16 protein-coding genes are annotated in these 21830 nt (G+C 34.5%); 13 read left to right on the forward strand and 3 right to left on the reverse strand.

What is annotated here, in order from left to right:
• Positions 1 to 73: 73 nt before the first annotated feature.
• From R2I74_RS00685 to mltG, 11 genes are all read left to right on the forward strand, one after another.
• Entirely contained in the window at positions 74 to 1474 is a 1401-nt protein-coding gene (locus R2I74_RS00685; protein WP_316353176.1) for a UDP-N-acetylmuramoyl-tripeptide--D-alanyl-D-alanine ligase, read from the forward strand.
• Positions 1464 to 2552: a phospho-N-acetylmuramoyl-pentapeptide-transferase gene (gene mraY, locus R2I74_RS00690; RefSeq protein WP_316353177.1), complete on the forward strand. Its 1089-nt coding sequence runs from the start codon at positions 1464 to 1466 to the stop codon at positions 2550 to 2552. The genes R2I74_RS00685 and mraY overlap by 11 nt, the downstream gene beginning before the upstream one ends.
• Before the next feature lie 131 nt (positions 2553 to 2683).
• Positions 2684 to 3361 carry a 7-carboxy-7-deazaguanine synthase QueE gene (locus tag R2I74_RS00695; RefSeq protein ID WP_316353178.1) on the forward strand — a complete coding sequence of 226 codons (678 nt, stop codon included), beginning with the start codon at positions 2684 to 2686 and terminating at the stop codon, positions 3359 to 3361.
• 167 nt (positions 3362 to 3528) lie between these two features.
• A complete protein-coding gene (gene queC, locus R2I74_RS00700) occupies positions 3529 to 4221 on the forward strand; it encodes a 7-cyano-7-deazaguanine synthase QueC (RefSeq protein WP_316353180.1) in 693 nt (230 codons plus the stop codon).
• Positions 4222 to 4350: 129 nt separating this feature from the next.
• Complete coding sequence (locus R2I74_RS00705; protein ID WP_316353181.1) at positions 4351 to 4902, forward strand: GNAT family N-acetyltransferase; 552 nt, start codon at positions 4351 to 4353, stop codon at positions 4900 to 4902.
• Positions 4903 to 4988: 86 nt separating this feature from the next.
• On the forward strand, positions 4989 to 5408 hold the full coding sequence (gene apaG, locus R2I74_RS00710) for a Co2+/Mg2+ efflux protein ApaG (protein WP_316353182.1): 420 nt from the start codon (positions 4989 to 4991) through the stop codon (positions 5406 to 5408).
• 495 nt (positions 5409 to 5903) lie between these two features.
• Positions 5904 to 11570: an alpha-2-macroglobulin family protein gene (locus R2I74_RS00715; RefSeq protein WP_316353183.1), complete on the forward strand. Its 5667-nt coding sequence runs from the start codon at positions 5904 to 5906 to the stop codon at positions 11568 to 11570.
• A gap of 395 nt (positions 11571 to 11965) precedes the next feature.
• Positions 11966 to 12364 (forward strand): preprotein translocase subunit YajC, encoded by a 399-nt coding sequence (gene yajC, locus R2I74_RS00720; protein WP_316353184.1) that lies wholly within the window; start codon positions 11966 to 11968, stop codon positions 12362 to 12364.
• Complete coding sequence (gene secD, locus R2I74_RS00725; RefSeq protein ID WP_316353185.1) at positions 12348 to 13892, forward strand: protein translocase subunit SecD; 1545 nt, start codon at positions 12348 to 12350, stop codon at positions 13890 to 13892. Before yajC ends, secD begins: the two co-directional genes overlap by 17 nt.
• A 22-nt stretch (positions 13893 to 13914) precedes the next feature.
• Positions 13915 to 14304 carry an Mth938-like domain-containing protein gene (locus R2I74_RS00730; protein ID WP_316353187.1) on the forward strand — a complete coding sequence of 130 codons (390 nt, stop codon included), beginning with the start codon at positions 13915 to 13917 and terminating at the stop codon, positions 14302 to 14304.
• Between the two features lie 24 nt (positions 14305 to 14328).
• Positions 14329 to 15309 carry an endolytic transglycosylase MltG gene (mltG, locus tag R2I74_RS00735; protein WP_316353188.1) on the forward strand — a complete coding sequence of 327 codons (981 nt, stop codon included), beginning with the start codon at positions 14329 to 14331 and terminating at the stop codon, positions 15307 to 15309.
• 204 nt (positions 15310 to 15513) lie between these two features.
• Here the strand turns inward: mltG and R2I74_RS00740 are convergent, their stop codons facing one another.
• On the reverse strand, positions 15514 to 16212 hold the full coding sequence (locus tag R2I74_RS00740; protein WP_316353189.1) for a retropepsin-like aspartic protease family protein: 699 nt from the start codon (positions 16210 to 16212) through the stop codon (positions 15514 to 15516).
• Positions 16209 to 18326 carry a 3-hydroxyacyl-CoA dehydrogenase/enoyl-CoA hydratase family protein gene (locus R2I74_RS00745; RefSeq protein WP_316353190.1) on the reverse strand — a complete coding sequence of 706 codons (2118 nt, stop codon included), beginning with the start codon at positions 18324 to 18326 and terminating at the stop codon, positions 16209 to 16211. The genes R2I74_RS00740 and R2I74_RS00745 overlap by 4 nt, the downstream gene beginning before the upstream one ends.
• Before the next feature lie 180 nt (positions 18327 to 18506).
• On the opposite strand from R2I74_RS00745, the gene R2I74_RS00750 reads away from it, so the two are divergent.
• Positions 18507 to 19460, forward strand: a complete 954-nt coding sequence (locus R2I74_RS00750) for an RluA family pseudouridine synthase (RefSeq protein WP_316353191.1) — start codon at positions 18507 to 18509, stop codon at positions 19458 to 19460.
• Positions 19461 to 19578: 118 nt separating this feature from the next.
• Entirely contained in the window at positions 19579 to 19836 is a 258-nt protein-coding gene (locus R2I74_RS00755) for a hypothetical protein (RefSeq protein WP_316353192.1), read from the forward strand.
• A gap of 521 nt (positions 19837 to 20357) precedes the next feature.
• Here R2I74_RS00755 and R2I74_RS00760 read toward each other — a convergent pair.
• Entirely contained in the window at positions 20358 to 21827 is a 1470-nt protein-coding gene (locus tag R2I74_RS00760; protein WP_316353194.1) for a S1C family serine protease, read from the reverse strand.
• Positions 21828 to 21830 lie beyond the last annotated feature (3 nt).

Raw genomic sequence — 21830 nt, forward strand, 5'->3', positions numbered from 1 at the left:
ACTTGACGCATATGCATAACGTTATTGAGTGCAAAATATTCAATACTAAATAACAGATTTAAGGAGAAATAATATGATTTGGTCAGCTAAGCAGTTATCTGAGGCCTTGGGGGTTACGGTAGATAGTTCTATTGAGACGGGGCAGGTACAATTTAATTCGCAAGATGTGCAAAAAGATGACTTATTTATTGCACTAAAAGGTAATCGAGATGGGCACATTTATGTTGAAGATGCCTTTGTACGAGGAGCAGCAGCGGCGATCGTAAGTGAAGCCATACCGGGGTTATCTTTAAGTAAAATTATTATAGTAGATGATACTATGAATGCCCTTCATAAGTTAGCGACATATAAGCGGCAGCATTCAAAAGCTAAGTTTATTGGAGTGACTGGTAGTGTAGGCAAAACTACTACTAAGGAGACTATTAAGACTATGCTTGGGGTTTTTGGTAAAGTATTTGCCAGCCGTGGCAATTTTAATAATTATTTGGGTGTACCTATTAATTTAGCTTCGCAACCAGATGATACAGAATACGCAGTTTTTGAAATTGGGATGAATCATGCTGGCGAGATTCGAGAACTAACTGCAATGGTCAGACCAGATATAGCAGTCATTACCTCAGTGTCTGAAGCGCATTTAGAATTTTTTAATTCGATGCTTGAGATAGTTGATGCAAAATGTGAGATCTTTGAGGGTTTAACTGCCAATGGTGCGGCGATCATTAATTTGGATAGTAAGTATTATGGTCGGATGATGTTAAATATTGAGCGATTAAATATAAAATCGGTTTATAATTTTGGCAAGGCTCAAGCTGCTAATGCCAGGCTTAAAACCTATGAAAAATCAGAGGAGAATGTGCGACTAGTATATGTGATCAATGGGGCTGAGGTAACAGCAACTATACCTTTTATACCAGAGCATTATGCTAGAAATTTTGCCGCAGCTTTTATGGTTATCTCATTACTTAAACTTGATCCAGCCATTGCGGCTATGCAATTGTCACAAATAGAACTTACTGTTGGACGCGGCAAAATTATTAAAGCTCGTTCTGGAACAAAAGAATGTAGATTGCTTTGTGATTATTATAATGCCAATCCCGAATCATTAAAAGCTGCTTTTAGCTATTTACAGCAGCTTGAGAGTAATAAGAAAATGGCTATAATCGGTGATATGCTAGAACTAGGCGATACTGCCGTTCAACTACATGAAAGTGTTATTCCTGCGCTTATTGATTCTGGAGTAAAAAAAGTGGTATTAGTAGGGTCAACTATGCAACGGTTAAAAATTTTGTTGCCTGATACTATAGAGTCAATTTGTTTTGATAATGTTGATTTATTGTGTGCAGAGCTGAATAATTTAATAGAAGGTGATGAGTTAATATTGATCAAGGGATCTCGTGGTATACGTCTTGAGAAAATTATCAGTTGTTTTGATCAAGTTCATAATTTAATTGAAGGAGTTAGCAATGCTGTATAATTTACTTGCGCCATATGCCAGTAAATTTCATATTGCTAATTTATTGCATTATATTACTTTTCGTAGTGGGATGGCTGCTCTCATTAGCTTAATTATCTGTGTTGCAGTAGGTCCGGTATTAATTAGATATTTGCGATCTATTCAGAAATACGGACAACCAATAAGAGGAGATATACCAGCTGCACATCAGGCTAAAGTTGGTACTCCTACTATGGGTGGAATGATGATTATCATTGCGGTAATTATCTCTACCTTGTTATTAGTAGATTTGAGTAATCGATATATATGGGTAGTATTACTGGTGTTTATTGGTTTTGGGATATTGGGATTTATTGATGATTATGCCAAAATCACCAAGAATAACCATAAAGGAATTAGTGGTAGGAAAAAATTATTGACGCAAACGGCTATTAGTGTAATCGCCTGTATATCTATACAAACTATCTCTCAACCAGAATATGCTCATCATCTTGCATTACCTTTTTTTAAAAATTTGTTAATTGATCTTGGATATTTTTATATACCATTTTCGATATTTGTGATTGTTGGCAGTTCAAATGCTGTTAACCTTACTGATGGGTTGGATGGTTTGGCTATAGTGCCTATTGCGATTGCTGCGGGCTCTTTTTTAATAATAAGTTATGTCGTCGGCAATAGTTTTTATGCGCATTATTTACAAATTACTTATGTTCCTAATGTTAGTGAATTAAGTATATTTTGTGCTAGCATTATTGGTGGTAGCCTAGGATTTTTATGGTTCAATGCGCAACCGGCAGAAGTATTTATGGGCGATACAGGTAGCCTGAGCCTTGGTGGGGTACTTGGGGTAATCTCGGTAATTACCAAACATGAGATAGTATTAGGGATAATAGGGGGAGTATTTGTCGTGGAAACGTTATCTGTAATCATTCAGGTATATTATTTCAAGTTTTCTGGTGGTAAACGAATATTTAAAATGGCACCATTGCATCATCATTTTGAAAAAATTGGCTGGCCAGAATCAAAGATAGTGGTAAGATTCTGGATTATTGCGATGATATTTGCACTTGTTGGGTTATCTTCACTTAAGTTAAGATAAGGTGTGTACTCGTTTTAGCTGAAGAATTGGCGTTGTCGTCATCAGAGAGCTGCGCTGCTCGCCCCTGTGACTCTTAGCCATTCTTCAACTAAAACTTCGTCTACCAACTTTTCATTTACGAGAGGCGTATAATGTTTGGACAAAATCCAAAAAGATCAGTAGTTACTGGTGATGGTAGTGGTTTAGAGGTCAAGAGTATTTTTAAAACTTTACAAGGAGAGGGGCCTCTTGTCGGCATGCCTGCAGTATTTGTCAGACTTGGCGGTTGTAATCTTGCCTGTAAATTTTGTGATACTGATTTCGAAGATTTTCAAACCGCTAAGCTAGAACAGATTATACAGCAGGTAATGGCATTGAGTGTTGATGAATATGGCGCTAATATAGTTAAGTTAGTGGTAATCACTGGGGGCGAGCCTTTAAGACAGCCAATAGAATTATGTTGTCAGAAATTAATTGATTTGGGATTTACTGTGCAAATAGAAACTAATGGTACGTTACATAGGGCGTTGCCTAAATCGGTGCTGATAGTATGTTCACCGAAGGCAGGAGCTAATGGATATTCCAGAATTCGTGAAGATTTATTACCTCATATTAGTGCAATTAAATTTTTGGTGGCTAAAAATATTCAAAACTACAGTGATATAGCGGAAATAGGACAAAGTGAGTACAATATACCGGTTTTTATCCAACCGATAGATCAAGAGAATTTGCAAATAAATAATGAGAATACCAAATTGGCTTTAGAATTGGCATTACGTACGGGCTACAGGGTGTCGATGCAGTTACATAAAATTTGGGGAATAGAATAAATTTCTTTGTTTTACTTCATCTGAGAGGTAATTTTGTTGTCAAAATCAAACAAAAAATCCTCACGTACTAAAGTACGCTGCGGTTTTTTATTTGATTTTTTCTAAAAATTTCGCTCTCATATTTAGTAAAACAAAGAAGTTTAATAGTATGAGACATAGGTTATAAGATGAAAAAAGCAATAATATTAGTCAGTGGCGGTATTGATTCTTCAACGATATTAGCTATGGTATCTCAGATGGATTATGAGATTTATGCTCTAAGTTTTAATTATTTACAGCGCCATCATATCGAGCTTGAGAAAATAAAAGAATTGATTAAAGGATATAAGATTAGTCAACATAAAATAATTAATATTGATTTACGTAGTTTTGGGGGATCGGCATTAACTGATGATACTATTGCAGTACCAAAATATGCAGACGTTAAAGAGCTTGCTGATGATATACCGGTAACATATGTACCAGCACGAAATACAATATTTTTAAGCTATGCGTTGGGATTTGCTGAAATTATTAAAGGATATGATATCTTTATTGGAGTGCATGCAACGGATTATGCAAATTATCCTGATTGTCGACCGGAGTTTATTAAGAGTTTTGAAGTAATGGCCAATTTTGCTACAGCAATTGGAGTACAAAAGTCGCAAATAAAGATTCATGCGCCATTAATTGATATGACTAAAACTCAAATTGTAGAAGCCGGTCTTAAATTAGGTGTAGACTATAGCAATACGATATCATGTTATGAGCCGACGTCTGACGGATTATCTTGTGGAGAATGTCATGCTTGTTTAATAAGGTTACAGGCGTTTGCTGAAAATAATATGACCGACCCAATAAAGTATAGCAACTCGCGTTAAGGTAGTGGCGTTGAATTTGAAAGCGAGCTTGCGCAGCGTAGATAACTACGTGAGCACAAGCGAGTCCTGATAAATTTAATGTCACTACCTTACTGGTCGAAGCTATATATAGATAACACGGAGTAATTTGTGATTGTACAATATTTATATGGCCCTTTTCCAGTAATTGAGTTAGGTGATATAGTGCTCAGAGAATTAACTGATGAAGATGCTAAAGATTATTTTAATTATATGAGCAGGCCAGAGATGACGGCTTTTTTAACTGAAGCAAATTGTCCTACTACTATGGAGCAAGCTTTAGAAGAAGTTAGGTATTGGGGTAATTTATTTCGCAATAAAAGAAGTTTTTATTGGGGAATTGCACTTAAAAATACTAACCAATTAATTGGTACCGCGGGGTTTAACATTATTTCACCACAGAACTTGCGGGCAGAAATCAGTTATGACCTTGATTATAATTTTTGGGGTAAAGGAGTGATGCTGAAGTCTATTAAAGCAATTTTGAAATTTGCTGATGTAGCTTTAGGTTTGGTAAGGGTACAGGCTACGGTAATAATAGATAACGAACGCTCAATTAAAGTATTGGAAAGATGTGGTTTTAATAGAGAAGGATTGCTTAAAAAATACGAAGTAGTAGAGGGTGAGCATAAGGATTATTATATGTATGCACGAGTGGTGTAGCGTCGGTCATCTAGCTATACTTTAATCGATTATTAGATGTTAGCCATTAATTTATTATTTTATTAGTTGAGAGAGTACAAATGGGTGTGGATGCTAACCAGAAACAGTGGATTTTTATTGAGAGTACAGAAGATGTTAGAGTTAGTGTTCAACCTGAATTTTATGGTGAAGGTTCTAAAATAGAACACAATTCTTTTGTTTGGTTATATAATATTAGAATTGAGAATCTTAGTGCTGCTCCTATTCAAGTTGTAGGGCGCTATTGGCAGATTTTTGATGCGAATGGCAAGATGGAAGAAGTTAAAGGAGCTGGTGTGGTTGGGCAACAACCAATAATTAAGCCAAGGGAGGTGTTTGAATATACTAGCCAGGTACGATTGTTTTCTAGTTCAGGTTTGATGCTGGGAAAGTATTTTGCTGTTAATCTAGCTACAGAGCAGGAATTTGTTATCAATGTTCCGGCTTTTTCTTTGGATGTTAGTAATGATGTACGCAAAATTAATTGATGTTATAGTTTTTTTACACATTCAATGTCATCCCGAACTTGTTTCGGTTAAAAATAACTGAGCCAGGTACGATTGTTTTCTAGTTCAGGTTTGATCTGGGAAAGTATTTTACTGTTAATCTAGCTACGAGAGCAGAAATTTGTTATCAAGTTCCGGATTTTCTTTGTGTTGTTAGGATAACATCGCGTATGTTCGGGATGATTATAGTGCTTTAATTTACCTAAATCATAGAGATATTTTGGATGTTAGTAATGATGTACGCAAAATTAATTGATGTTATAGTTTTTTTACACATTCAATGTCATCCCGAACTTGTTTCGGGATCTTACGAAATTCTGACGAGATCCCGAAACAAGTTCGGGATGACCTTATGTGTTGTTCAGGATAACATCGCGTATGTTCGGGATGATTATAGTGCTAATTTACCTAAATCATAGAGTGCCACCACTCTCGGACAATTATTTAACTAGCTCAGATTAAAAAATTATTACTGGTATGTTTCAGATCATAACTTCTATTGTTTATTTATTAATCAACTTTTGTAGTTTTGCTAGTAGTACTTCTATAGCAACGGACTTGGATGATAAACTTCCGGTATATCTTAAAATTGATGAATCCAATCTAGAAAATAACAATAGCTTAAATATTAATTGGTGTGAAACAAATACTAGTAATTATTGTCGTACCCCTAATCGCGATCTACAGTTAAGTGGTCAAAAGATTACCAAAGGTATTATTATAGAGCCTAAAATTGAGGGTGAATGGCGTTTTAGTGATAATAATTATGGTATTACTTTTATACCAAAAAATTATTGGTTGGCAGGTACTAGTTATAAAGTTACCCTTGATAAAGGAATCTTACCTTATTTTCTGTTGCTTAATCAATATACTATTAGTTTTCAAACTAAGCCATTATTACCAAGGATTTTGGAAATGCAATATCTCCAGGATCCCAATGATATAAATAAAAAATTTGTTCAAACTAAATTAATCTTTAATTATCCGATTGAGCAAAAATCTTTACAATCCAGTATAGTATTCTCTAGTAGTTTGGGATCAAAGACCTTACCGTTTTCCACGGTTTTTAATAATGATAATACTGAAGTTAATTTAGTAACAGAGATAAAAGCTTTAGAAAAAGAAGAAAAAATAGTTTCTGTGGTAGTTAAAGAAGGATTGAAGCCTAATTATGGTGGTATAGCTCTCAATTATAATGCAATTAATGCTGAATTAAAAGCACGAGCGCAAAGATATAGTTGGTCTCAAGAAAGTAAACCATATTACCTATACAAAGAGCAAGTGTTGATTCCAAATATTTATTCCTATTTTAAAGTTACTGCAGCTGAGATCAAGATAATCAAAAATGATCAATACATTCCAGAGCAAATACTGGTTGTACAATTGAATGCTCCTGCAACATCTGCAGAAGTAAAAAGAAATTTAGAATTAGTTTTATTGCCGCAAGATAAGCCAGCGTCTTTTGTTGGTGGTTTTAGCAAAAAAGATTATCAATGGCTGAGTACTGCTGAAATTACTAAAGAGGTTTTAGAAAATAGTCAAGCTGTAGTATTTGAGGTTTTACCAAATGCAGCTGAGTATTCTACCATACATAGTTTTAAAGTTAGTAGTATTCCTAGTAGATATTTATTATTTAAACTAAAACAAGGAATGAGATCTTATGGAGATTTTGTCTTAGGCAAGGATTATGATCAGTTAATAGTGTTACCTGATTTTGCTAAAGAGATTAAGATCTTGTCAGAAGGTTCGATATTATCATTATCTGGTGAGCATAAATTATCGATTTATTCTTTAGGAATAGATAAATTACATGTAGAAATTGGTAGAATCAATTCTAATAATATTAATCATTTGGTTAGCCAAACTTATAAATATGGAAAATTTGAGAATCCAGTTTTTAAGAATTGGGAATTTAATGAATATAATATTGCTCAAATATTTGAAGAGGATATCGCTTTAAATAATAGTAAGGAATGTTTCCCACAATATTCTACTCTGGATCTAAGTAAATATTTAACCGAGAAAAATAAAACAGCTGATAATAAGGGCTTATTTTTTGTCAATATTTCTTATGTTGATCCTAAATCAAAACAAACAATATCGGATAAAAGATTTATTTTGGTTACTGATATTGGTTTTATGGTAAAAACAAATCAGGATGGTTCGCAAAATATATTTGTTTCATCGATTCGTAAGGGTGCTCCTTTAAAAGGAGTAAAAGTAGGAATTATTGGTTTAAATGGGCAAGAGATAGCAGCAGGAGAAACCAATGGAGCTGGCCATTTACTATTACCTTCATTGAGTGGTTTTAATAAAGAAAAGGCTCCTGTAGCATATATAATGAAGTATGGCAATGATTTGTCGTTTATGCCATATGGCAGAATCGACAGAGAAGTTAATTATTCAAAATTTGAGGTCTCGGGAATATTAACTTCACCAGAAGGGCTAAAAGCTTATTTATTTTCTGATCGTGGAATTTATCGACCAGGAGAGCAAGGTAATATTGGTATTATTATCAAGCAAGCTAACTTGCAAAATAGTTTTGCAGGATTACCATTGGAATTAGAAGTCACTAACCCACGGGGACAAATTATTGATAATCAAAAGATTAAGCTTAATCAAGAGGGTTTTGTTGATTATGTCTTTAAAACTCGTGATAGTTCACCAACCGGGAATTACAATATTTTTCTTTATATTACTAAAGATGGATATCGTGGGAGTTGTCTAGGTAGTGTTAATGTTCGAGTAGAAGAATTTATGCCAGATCGGATGAAGATTACTTCCAGTTTTGCCATAAATTCACAAAAACTATGGGTAAAACCTGAAAGTTTAACTGCAACAGTAGATTTAATAAATTTATACGGCACCCCAGCAGTAAAGAAAAAAATTGCTGCTAAAATAAATTTAGTTCCAACTGCTATTGTCGTACCTGGGTTTAAGGATTACAGCTTTTATAGTGGTATCAGCAATAATAAAGATTTTATTCAACAATTAAATGACACTTTAACGGATGAGCAAGGTAGGGCAGATTTTGTCATTGATTTAAAAAACTATAAGGACACAACTTACCGAATGAATTTTATTGCTGAAGGCTTTGATACTGATTCTGGTCGTAGTGTAAGTACAATGAAATCGATTATGGTATCGTCTTTACCGTATGTGCTTGGGCTGAAAGCAAATGGCGATCTGGAATATATTAATCAACAAGATAAACGACAAATTGAATTTATTGCAATTGATAGTGAAGCTAAAAAGATAGCTACTGCAGAATTAGTACTGCAACTGAAAAAGATCGACTATGTTAATAGTTTGACTAAACAGCATGATGGCAGCTATGCTTATCAATCATTACCGGTAGAGAGTTTAATTGATCAAAATTCTATAAGCGTACCAGTTGCTGGATATAGTTATAACTTACCCACTAGTAATGTCGGCGACTATGTAATCTATATTATTGATCAAGATCAAAATAAGCTAGCTCAAGCTAATTTTACAATAGTGGGAGAAGGTAATGTTGCTGCTAAGTTAACTAAAAGTAATATACTTAAAGTTAAAACTAACAAAACAGACTATAAAGCTGGTGATGAGCTAGAAGTAAACATTATTGCCCCATATACTGGTTATGGGCTATTAACTATTGAAACTAATAAAGTTCATAGTTTTAATTGGTTTAAGGCCAACAGTACTAATAGCGTACAAAAAATAAAAATTCCTGAAGATTTTGAAGGTAAAGGATTTTTGAATATCCAATTTATGCGCTCGCGGGAATCGAAAGAGATTTTTACTAGTCCCTTTAGTTATGCTAGCGTACCGTTTACTGCTAATATTGATCGTAGATCACAAAAGATCACTCTTAATGTTCCAAAAATAGTTAAACCAGGAAGTGAATATATAGTGGAATATAGTACCAAGCAAGCTGGTAAGATAGCAGTGTTTGCTATTGATGAAGGCATCTTATTATTTGGTAAATACAAAACTCCGGATCCAATTGGTTATTTTATCAAAAATCGAGCGTTAGAAGTAAATACTAGTCATACATTAGATTTAATTTTGCCGGAATATTCAATGTTAAAAATGAATGCAGCAGTAGGCGGTGATGGTTTCATCAATGACGGTAAGAATCTTAATCCGTTTAAGCGTAAAGATCAGCCAGCAGTAGTATTCTGGTCTGGAATAATTGATTCATCAATGACTCCGCAAAAACTCAAATTTAATATTCCTGATTATTTTAATGGTACCTTACGAGTAATGGCAGTGGCGGTAGCGAATGATGCTGTTGGTAGTGCTGAGGCTACTTCAATCGTGCAAGGGGATTTTGTTATTAATCCAAATATTCCATTATTTGTTACACCAAAAGATGAATTTATTATGCCAGTAACCATAGCCAATAATATTACAGGTTCTGGAAATGCTAAAGTTAAGCTGATGATCGAAGCTAGTGAACATCTGGAAATTATTGAAAAACCTGTGGATGTATTGATCAACGAAGGCAAAGATAATACGGTTAAAGTCAGGATTAGAGCAAAAGATAAATTAGGCGCTGCTTCAATAAAAATTACGGCAATTTCAAGCGACAAACGCTCTATTATTACTACGAGTACTAGTGTACGCCCAGCAGCACCAAAGATAACTACTATAGATACTGCTTATGTTAATGATAAACAGGTTGATATTCCAATATCACGAAAAATATATCCAGAATTTAGCCAAGTTGATTTATCGGTATCTTCATTACCTATTGGAATTATTAACGGTTTACAAGCATATTTATCCAATTATCCTTACGGTTGTACGGAACAGATAATTAGTAAAAATTTTCCCAATGTTTTATTATATGACCAAAGTAATTTAGTAGCGATTAGCAATAATGCTCGTAAAGAGCTAGATAAGACTTTAAATGAAGTGTTTATGTTATTGCGTGAACGGCAAAATTATGATGGTAGCTTTAACGCCTGGGGTAGGTTTGGAGATGCTGATGATTTTATATCAGTATATGCAATGCATTTTTTAACCGAAGCTGCAGCAAGAAATTTACCAATTCCTGATGATGTATTCAAATCTGGGATGAACTATTTAAAAAATATGGCTAATAGATCGATAAATTCTTTAAATGAAGCTAGAGAGAAATCTTATGCTATATATGTACTAACTAGGAATAATGAGATTACTACTAATTATTTAGCCAATGTCATTAATTATCTGGAAGCAGAATATAAGGATAGTTGGCATAATGATTTAGCGGCAGTCTATATCGCAGCCAGTTATCGGATGTTACAAATGGTGCCGGAAGCTAATGTGTTACTAGATAAATTTATTGTAGATGCAAAAGCTGGTCAGCCTAGCTTAGAATATAATTTTTATAATAAACTAATAAAATACTCGCAATATATATATTTATTATCGCAGCATTTTAGTGAAAGATTGAAGAGTCTCGACAAAAAAATCGTTTATGGTATTGCTAATTTAATTGCTGGGTCAAATAATACCATAGCATCTTCGTATGCGATTATGGCAAGTATAGCTTATACTAATGCAATAGATGACGTAGCTGCAGGAATTTTTAAAGTAACAATGTACGATGCACAAGGTATGCAACAGACGCAAAATTTAAGTGATGATTTAATAAAGACTGCAGCTAATTTACAGTCAGCTGCTAAATTAACCTTATCTTCTGATATACCAGGATTTTTTTATCAGTTATTAACCAGTGGATTTGACCGTGAACTAGATAAAACTGAATCTATTAGTGGCCTTGAGTTGCAAAAGCAATATTTGGATGATCAAGGTAAGGAGGTGAAAACAGTGCAACTGGGTGATGTTGTTAATGTATTGGTCACTATTAGATCCGGGAGTGATCGAGATTTAAGTAATATTGCTGTGGTTGACCTGTTGCCAGGAGGTTTTGAATTACAAAATGCAGTTGACCAAAAGACCATAGGCTCACCATGGAATGTTTTTTACGTTGATCGTAGAGAAGATAGAATTATAATGTTTGGTACTGCTCCAACGCAAGCAGCTCAGTATAAATATCAAATTAAAGCAGTGAATCGTGGTAATGTATTGACTCCAGCTATTTATGGTGAATCAATGTATATACCAACTATTTATTATAGAGGCACAGTAGGGGATATGATAATTGAGTAGATTGATGATGTTCAATAAACTGACATGCGTCAAGGTTACTACCGTCATTGCGAGGGCTAGACCCGAAGCAATAGACCTCTTGCGAAACTCGCTTCTGGGTGAGGATTTGAAGGAGACACGGAACCTCGATCCGCAGCGCACTTTTGGTTTGTTTCGGATTCGAGTACCGGCTCGACGTACAAATCATCCGCAGAAGTAGAGTTTCGCAAGAGGTCTAATCCAGAAAATAAGCTACACAAAATCCTTAGGGCTACTGGATTGCTTCGATTTCTTATGAAATCTCGCAATGACGATTGAATCGCTATTTGTCGTGTAAGTCAATAAGTTGTATAGATGAAGTTTAACTTGACTTAAATCTAGTCAATGGTAGTTTATACCCTAAAAAGGAGAAGATAATGTTGATAACAAATGCATATGCTAGTGATGATACTATAGCAATCGAAGGGGCGGAAACTTTGCCAAAAGCGCCAGATCAATTTCAGTCAAGTTGGACTAGCATAGTACCAATGGTACTTATTTTTGTAGTTTTATATTTTTTCTTAATTCGGCCGCAAGAAAAACGCCGTAAGCAACAAGAAGAATTGGTAGGCGGAGTAAAGAAGGGAGAAGAGGTGGTAACATCTAGTGGTATCATGGGTACGGTGACTAAAGTTAGTGATAACAATATTGTAGAAATTGAAGTGGCAAAAGATGTGCAAATTAAAATGTTAAAGAGCGCAATTGTTGATATTACTAGCCGTAAGCTGGAAGTAAAAGATAAAAAAGAGCAAGGTAAGAGTGCAAAATCTGCCTAAATCAAAGTTAATCATCTCTATATTATGTACGCTAATAGCTTTAATATATGCGATGCCAAATTTTACTGTCGTGAGTTCTAAGTGGTTGCCGAGTAATAAGGTGAATCTAGGATTGGATTTAAAAGGCGGTGCGCATCTATTGCTTGATGTAGATTTTTCCAGTTATGTGGATGATGTCATGGAAGTGATAGGTGATAATTTAAGAAAGCTTTTACGTGAAGAAAAGGTAGGTTATAAAAATTTAGTAATAAAACATAATTTGCTGGAATTTGATTTACGAACTGAAAATGATTTTGAGCAAGTAAAAAAAATTATTCATAAGCTTGATCCCAAAATTAACATCGAATCACAGCAACGTCATCTGCAGTTAAAATATGATGAAGCAGAGTTAAAGCAATTGCTTGGTAAAGTAATAGAGCAGTCTATAGAAATTGTTAGAATGAGAGTAGATAGTACCGGTACTACTGAGCCTATTATTCAGCGACAAGGAGATAGGCATATTTTATTACAAGTGCCAGGAGAAGAAAACCCGCAGCAGTTAAAAAATATATTAGGTAAAACTGCCAAACTAACATTTCATTTAGTGGATGAAACAGCAAATTTGGCGGAAGCTCTTAAAGGACATTTACCGGCAGGTTCAGTGCTGATAAGAGGTGAAACTGATAACACGGCGGTAGTTATTAAGAAAAAAGCGATTGTTAGTGGCGATCAGTTAACTAATGCTCAAGCCAGCTTTGATCAAAATTCACGGGCGGTGGTAGCTTTTTCATTTAGTAATCTTGGCGGAAAGATTTTTGCTGAGGTGACTAAAAATAATATTGGTAAAAGACTGGCGATAGTATTAGACAATAGATTGTTAAGTGCGCCAGTAGTTAATGAACCAATTCTTGGTGGTAGTGGTTCTATCTCTGGCAATTTTACCGTGGAATCCGCTAATGAGTTGGCGCTGTTACTTAGAGCTGGAGCTTTACCAGCTCCTTTAAAAATTGTTGAAGAACGAACAATAGGTGCTAATCTTGGCGCGGATTCAATAGCTTCCGGTCTTACTGCTGCGATTATTGGATTTATCGCTGTTGCTATCTTTATGATTTGGTCTTACGGAATACTTGGTATATTTGCTAATATTGCTTTAATGTTGGCTTTATTATATATCTTAGCATTATTATCAATGTTACAAGCTACTTTAACTTTACCTGGTATTGCTGGTATAATCTTAACTATGGGGATGGCAGTAGATGCTAATGTATTAATTTACGAGCGGATAAAAGAAGAATTACGTAATGGAGCTTCTAATTTGCATGCAATTAGAGTAGGTTTCAAGTCTGCTTTTGCAACAATTATGGATTCCAATATTACGACGTTAGTAGTAGCCTTTATATTATATTTGTTTGGGGTAGGAGCGGTTAAGGGTTTTGCCGTAACTTTATCAATTGGAATTATCTCTTCAATGTTTGCAGCAATTATAATTACCAAGTTATTAGTAGACATCTGGGTAAAATATTATCAACCAAAAAGTTTGGGATTATGACTTTTGTAAACGGTAACTCACAATGGATATTACACCTTTATTATTGCATAACCAAAATTCTATAACAGGCTATAATAGCAATGGTGTTAAAGTTAATAATAAGCTGATTAATTATGATATCATTTTATCACCACAAAATTTATTAATATGGCAAAACCAGTTAGGGATTGATGATCCAGGTAGTTATACTCAAATTATTGAAGAAATAGAGAATCAAGCATATAATAATAATCTAATATTAATCATAGGTACGGGGAGTAAGTACGTTCCTAATTCACAATTAGTACGAGCTTTGTTTAAAAAATATAACCTGGCTCCAGAAATAATGTCTACTTCGAATGCTTGTCACACCTATAATGTATTAATAACAGAAGGAAGGGTGGTGTATGCGATGTTGGTTGTACAAGACTAGACCTGCTAAATTACTGGTAACTAATTGATAAAAAAAATCTTAAAAGCAAAATTTATATTTTTAATATTGTTTATAACTTTATTTATAAGCACAATCAATTTTTATGCGGTATATTTATTGACCCCAGGGCCGCTACTGAATCAAAAAATTGTAATTATTCCTAAAAAATTATCAATTCATAAAATTAGTACTCAACTTAAAGCGTTTGATGTTATTAGATATCCTAAACTTTTTTGGCTAATATCTAGCTTATACTCACTTAAATATCCTTTAAAAAGCGGTGAGTACAAATTCACTACAAAAATATCTCCATTACAAGTACTAAATATCTTGTCTACTGGCAAATCTATCGTACATAAGCTTGTAGTTCCAGAAGGAATAATGGTTAGTGAAGTATTAGCAAAAATTAATACAGAAGACCGATTATTTGGTGAAATTATTACCAAAGTTCCAGAAGGGTACTTGATGCCCTCAACTTACTTTTTTTCGTATGGTGATCAAAAAGAGCAAATAGTCGACCAAATGCGTAAATTGATGTCAGCACAGCTAGATATAGCAATGAGCAAATTATCAGCTGATTCACCATTAAAAACGAGAATTGAGGTATTAATTTTAGCTTCAATTGTAGAAAAAGAAACTGGAAATGACGAAGAGCGTCCAATCGTTGCGGCAGTATTTTTAAATCGGCTTAAAAAAGGTATGAAGTTACAAGCTGATCCCACTACTATTTATGGAATTACTGAAGGTAAGTTTAAGCTTCCCAGGCTTCTGACCAGGAAAGATCTGAGTTTGCAATCGCCATATAACACTTATTATATTTTTAATCTTCCCCCAGGCCCTATAGCCTGTCCTGGAATAAAATCATTGCAGGCAGTAGTAAATCCGGCCAAAACCTCAGCTTTATACTTTGTAGTAAATGGTATGGGTGGACATAATTTTTCCAGTACTCTTGAAGATCACAATCAGCATGTAGAAAGTTATAGAAAATTACGTGATAGTAAATAGTTTTGGGTCTTCCGTATTTCCTGTGGTTTTATGCAAAGGCCTTATATCCTCTTAAAGGCCTTTGCATAAAACCACAGGAAATACAGAAAACCCAAGAAAATTTAATATTTCGCAACAATAAAAATTTTTATTGTTAACCGTCGTGTTGTATAGAATTAATTAAATATTAACTTGACGGTGCCATACAATGGTCAATTCACTAAATTAATAACTCAAAGTTAGTAAATCTTTATCAATTTTAATAGTTTTAAAGCGTGAGATTATAGACATTCCCAGTAGTGAAATATCTAGATCACCCTTCCCAACACTAGCTTCAACATTTTCAAATAGTTTGGAACCAACTTGTAAGGTTTGTAATCTTACTGGAGCAGCAGCACTAGTTCCATTAGCAGTAGCATAAGTTTTAGTGTAGCGTAGCTTGGATAAATCAAATCTTAAGGCTTTGGCATCTTTTTTGGTTAAGGCGATATCGCTTGCACCGGTGTCAATCATAAACTTGACTTCAATTCCATTAATTATGGTAGTGGTATAAAATTGACCATCACTACTGCGAGCTATAATAATTTCTCCATTACTATTCCAGCTATATGATGGTATTATTACTGCCAGCACTCGATCTTTTGCTTCACCTAGTTCAAATCTGAAAGCATAACCAACAATTCCTAAGAGGAAAATTATATACCAACTTATTAGCATTTTGGCAAAAGTTGCGATTCCATGAGTGTTTAGGTAACGATAAAACCCGCTAAGCACTATGACCAGACTAATAATCACTGGAGCAATTTGACCTTCACTTAAAGAAAGAGCAGGAAGGCGGTCAGGCATTATTTTAAATAAAAATAATACTAACAACGCACCCAAGGCTAGTATAATAAAAAGTTTGATTATTTGTTTTTCAATCATGGGATGCGCATATTTACACTTGCAAATTCAAGAAAAATATTACGTTCGAGTAAGAGCAAACTATTCTCGTCAGTGATTTTTAAATCTACTATATGCTGTAGTTTTGATAGCACCTGTTTCTGAAAGCTATTATATGAAGATATATCTAATTCCTCACTTAAGTTTATCTGAGGAATAATTATAGATCCTATGCTCGTAGCTTTTGCTGGCAGTTTAATTGTAATGGCGTGATCTAATAACAGATGTTTATTCATAATTATTTGATAATTACTGATACAATAATCTTCCATGAAGTGCTCAGCTGAAGTAGATTTATTATAAGTCAGAATATTTTTAATGTTGTTGATAAGTTTATTTTTATTACCAAGGCTTCGCAAGAACATTTCTTTAATTCCTCCCCAACCAGGAACAAGACCAACGCTAACCTCCACCAGACCAGCATTTAGTTCAGAATGAGCGATTACCATATCAGAATGTAGTAATAATTCACAGCCACCACCAAGTGCAGCGCCTTGTGCACAACTGATAATGTTGATAGTTGAATGTTTAAGTCTGGTCATTGTTTGTTGACCGAGTAATAAAAATTCACTTAAAGCATTCTGATTGTTGTTTTTAACACAATCAGTGATGAACTTTAAATCAGCACCAGCTGAGAAATGAGCGGTAGGTGAAAAAAGATAAAGATTCTGTTGGTTCTTCTCAGCGTAATCAATCGCTGTTAATAGTAAATTAAAAACATTATTATTTAAGCAATTCATTTTAGTGTTAATTGAGAAAACCAAATTATGCTTATAATCTATCAGCTGTGCTGATTCATTTACCATAATAGTGTTTGTATTATGAAATATCGTAGTTTGAGTAGAAATTTTGTGCTTATAGTTAGCTGCTAATTGATTTATTTGAGACTCTGAGATTGCAAGATTCATTAGACCTCTTGCTGTACCATTATTTATTTGTGTAAATAATAACTCGAATGGACCATACTTCCAGCTATAACCTAAGCGCATTGCCAGATCAATATCATCGATATTATTAATTACTGCAGGTGTCAAATTAATAAGATATGTATAAAACTCTGCCAATACTTGATTGAAAAATATACCATAAACATCTTGGCTACTAAGCAGTTCGTCAATTTTTGAAAATTCGACACTGGTTTCTGCTGTTTGTGCATATGATAAATCATTAAAATTAATAACTTCTTTAACTTTTTTATCATTCACAACCGCAAGACGATAAAATCCACCGCCAGTTTTACGTCCGATTAATCCAGCTGCTGCCATTTTATCAATAAGTATCGTCGGCAAATAAATATTTTGATATTGATCAGTCTCAGGTAGATTAGCTAGTAAAGATGTTGATATCAGCTTCATCACATCATGGCCGATTAAATCATATAAGCCAAAAATGCCAGTACTCGGTAATTTGAATAAACTAGAAAATAATTTGTCAATAATAACTGGATTTAAATTATTAGTGATCGCTTTGCGTACCACTAACTCTAATAAGAAACATCCAACTCGGTTAGCGATAAAACCAGGTGTATCATTACATTTGATAATCGTTTTACCAAGAAAATTATGGATAAAATTAGTAGTTCTGTTAATATGATCAACATTGGTTTCAGAATCTGTAACTAATTCCAGTAATTCCATGTATCGTGGTGGGTTAAAGAAATGAAGAATTAGGAACCGTGTTCTAATATTATGTGGTAGCTTGGTTTTTAACTGTGATAGCAATAAAGTAGAAGTGTTTGAGGCTAAAACCGCATTTGTATTGAGATAAGGAATAATTTTATGATATAGTTCCTGCTTGCTAGCGATATTTTCAATAATTGCTTCAATTACCAGATCACATTCCTTGATTAAATTCAAATTATCTTCCAAATTGCCAATAGTAATAAATTGAGCTTTGTTAGAGTGAGTTAGAGCAGGAGGTTTTTGATTCTTGATACGAGTTAAGGCTTGCTCTAATATGGCGTTACGATTTACTGGATCTGGTGCGGCCATATCCAATAAAACCACCTGTAGCCCCGAGTTGGCTATTAGAGCTGCGATGCCTGAACCCATTGCGCCAGCACCGATTACGCATATTTTAGTTATTTCGTTTTTCATGACATTGTTTTATAGTATTTGTAATTTATATTTAGTTATCCTGAACTTGACAGTCATCATGAACAGGTTTTACAGGGACTAGTTATGAATTGACATAAACATAGTTCTTCTGCGTAATAGCAATTTTTAAAATAATGCTAGCACATACTTAAAGAATGTAAAAGTTTTAAGGCTCAATAAATGCAAGTTTATAATTTTATATTGCCACAATATTTAAATAATACCAGATTAGATAAAGCTTTGAATTTACTGATGGTTGATACCTCAAGGAATCAGATCCAGAAAGCAATTAGAGGTAATCGAGTAACAGTAAATAACCAGCCGGCTATTGATATGTCCTGGAAAATTAAAGAACATGATGTAATCACGATTAATCTACAGGAAGTCATTCATAAATTGCCACAACCAACTGCTATAGAGCTGGATATAATTTATGAAGATGAAGATCTAATGGTAATTAATAAACCAAGCGGATTAACAGTACACCCTGGAGCAGGTAATCATCAGGATACATTAGTAAATGCTTTGCTGCACTATACTAATGCATTGTCGGATGTTGGTGAATCTACCAGGCCTGGGATAGTTCATCGTCTAGATAAAGATACTTCCGGATTAATGGTAGTAGCCAAAAACAATTTTACCCATAATCAGCTGGCAGCTCAAATTGTTGAGCGTTCATTAGTGCGTAAATACAAAGCACTAATATGGGGAAGATTAAATCCGACAACAGGAGTAATCCATGGCAATATTGCTAGAAGTAGAATGGATAGAATCAAAATGACAATTGTGAAAGCTGGTGGTAAATATGCTACTACTTACTATCATACTGAAAGCATATTATTGGATGGTCTGATAAGTATGGTAGAATGTAAATTAGACACTGGTAGAACTCATCAAATCAGAGTGCATCTTAGCCATGTTGGACATTCAGTTGTTGGCGATCAGCTATATGGTCATAATCAGCGCAAAATTGCTGGTTGTCCTCAAGCGTTGCATGATGAGCTATTAAATTTCAAACGTCAAGCTTTGCATTCGTGGTATATTGAATTTCTTCATCCGCGTACTGATCAGTGCCTATCTTTCCAAATTGCCCTTGCAACTGATATACAACAGCTTATTAATCATCTTAATTAGAGCTCTGTGGTATTATAAATATTTTAATTGATAACTCGCGCGTTAAATATTATACCCTTGAAAAACCATGAGAAATTAGCTTTAATAGAAGTATAGTTTATTAGAATAAGGGGGAAATATGAAAAATGATCCACGTGCCTTAGCACAGGCTCAAGCAATAAAAGAAGGTATAGTTAATTTGCGTACAATGATAGCTGAAGCTAGTTGTGTTCCCTCTAGCTTCCTACCTACTCTGAACAATAAGTTCCAAGAAGTGGCTAAGAAATGCTATATACCTGAAAACATAAGCATATTAACACATGATGCACAAGTTCATGCAGACCAATATTTAACAGACTTGCTTGGCAATTATTATTCATATTTACAAGAAATGTAGCTAGTCGCTGTCGTGAAATAGGCCAAACCGTCTTAAAGCTACAATTGACACCGTCGAGTTAAATAAATTAACCTTTAAAATCCCATACCATTGTTTTAGGAGAACGTTCAATGAACTGTGTCAATTAAAGCAAGGCTCGTCTGAGCTAAGACCACGTTAGTGGTCAAAGCAATTCAGTCAATTTATTGACCCGCCGAGTTTTTCTGGATTGCTTCGCCTTCGGCTCAAGCAAGACGATTTGACACAGTTCATTGAACACTCTCTAGTAACTCATTGTCATTTGATAGAATTGCTATTAGTCTTTACTATATATGAGACATGACTTATGCCATAAGCAGCTAAATTTAATTCATTGGTTTTTTTAATATGAATTAGTTGTTCTATTATCTCTAAATCTTTATACATATTGATAATCCATTATATAATCACTGGATTACCCCATGCCGCCTACTGGTGTTTTCGATGATGGACATTTGCAAGCGGCGGCTCGTGATGACGACGTAAGGAGTAAAACTATGAAATTACATTTTGATATCTTCAGCAACCCATTCTTTTTCATTGTTGTTATATTTTAAGATACGTGGCTTGGCATCGATAGTATCAAAGGTTATATCGCCAATTAATTGTTCTTGGGATGAAATAAAACCAGCATCATTAGATTGAAATGCTGGGAAATAAGGTTGATAATTCTTGAATTGTACGTTAATAAATTTTTGTTTGGTTATTTCTGGCACATAAGTGATCAGTTCGTTTAAATTAGTAATCTTTTTTCCTGCAATAATATTTATCACCAATCGATAAAAATTTCGATCATCCTGAATAAAGCTAACTGGGATGCTGCTAAAGCTACTGCCAGTTTGTACATTCATAATACTAACAGCATGTAATGGAATGCCCGTCTTGGCGCTAGTAAAATCGTCAGCCTCAAAAAAAGTTGCGCCAGCAAAATTGATCATTTTTTCTATTTTATTGTGATTAACATCATACAAAGCTATGGTTTTTTCTATTCTTTGACCATCACGATAAATAATAAGTTTAACCATATCTGCTTTTGCATTATCCATTGCCTGATCTAGGACAGCTAAGCTACCACCTAATGGTTTACCGTTAATTTCCCAGATAATGTCACCTGCTTGTAACAAACCTTCTGCTGGCGAACCGGGGATAAGGTTACGGATGGATACAGCTCTGTTCCGAGCATCAGGAAATGTTTTCAGAAATGCATCCATTTCGCTTTTAGGGAAGTTACGGTGTTTTACAGCTTTATCCAAAGAGTGAAGCTCGGTGATGATACCACAATGTTTTCTTACTGGAATTATCTCATCTTTGAGACTGGTTAAAGCATGTTGGACATATGCGCCGTTCAGGGCAAATACATAAGTTTTGCCGCCACCATATAACACGCCGATAGCTTCATTTTTTTTGTTTAATACCGGCGAACCGCTAGCACCACCAGCAGAATTAAGATTAATTACGTAAGAACATTGCGGCATTTCTCCGTTAATTTCATACAGACCTGAGACATATCCGGTATGAAATGAGAAATCCTGTCCTTCAGTATTGCCTACTACCAGTACGCTTTCATTTTGTTTTGGCGGCGTTTTGGCAAAGATGATTTGCGTGGCCTCAGCTGGTATATCTTGTGGATCTACCATTAAAATAGCATAATCCTGCCACATATCATAATATACTAATTTGGCTTCAGATTGCTGACCATTATAAAAAGTGACAAAGTAATTACCTATGGATGCTCTGCCGACTACGTGAGCATTGGTAACAATAAATCCGCTTTTGTCGGTAATAAATCCTGTGCCAGTCCAGCTTCCTACATGACGGTAAGCTGATACCGCTACTCTACTATTAATAGTTACAATAGCTTTTTTTGCCTGTTCTAAAACAGTCGAGCTAACCTCAGGGCTTGCACTTACAGTAAAACTTGTCCATAAAACTATAAAAAATAAAAACTTTGTTAATTTTAATAATATCTGCATTGA

Source organism: Candidatus Trichorickettsia mobilis (assembly GCF_963422225.1).
Lineage (GTDB): Bacteria > Pseudomonadota > Alphaproteobacteria > Rickettsiales > Rickettsiaceae > Trichorickettsia > Trichorickettsia mobilis_B.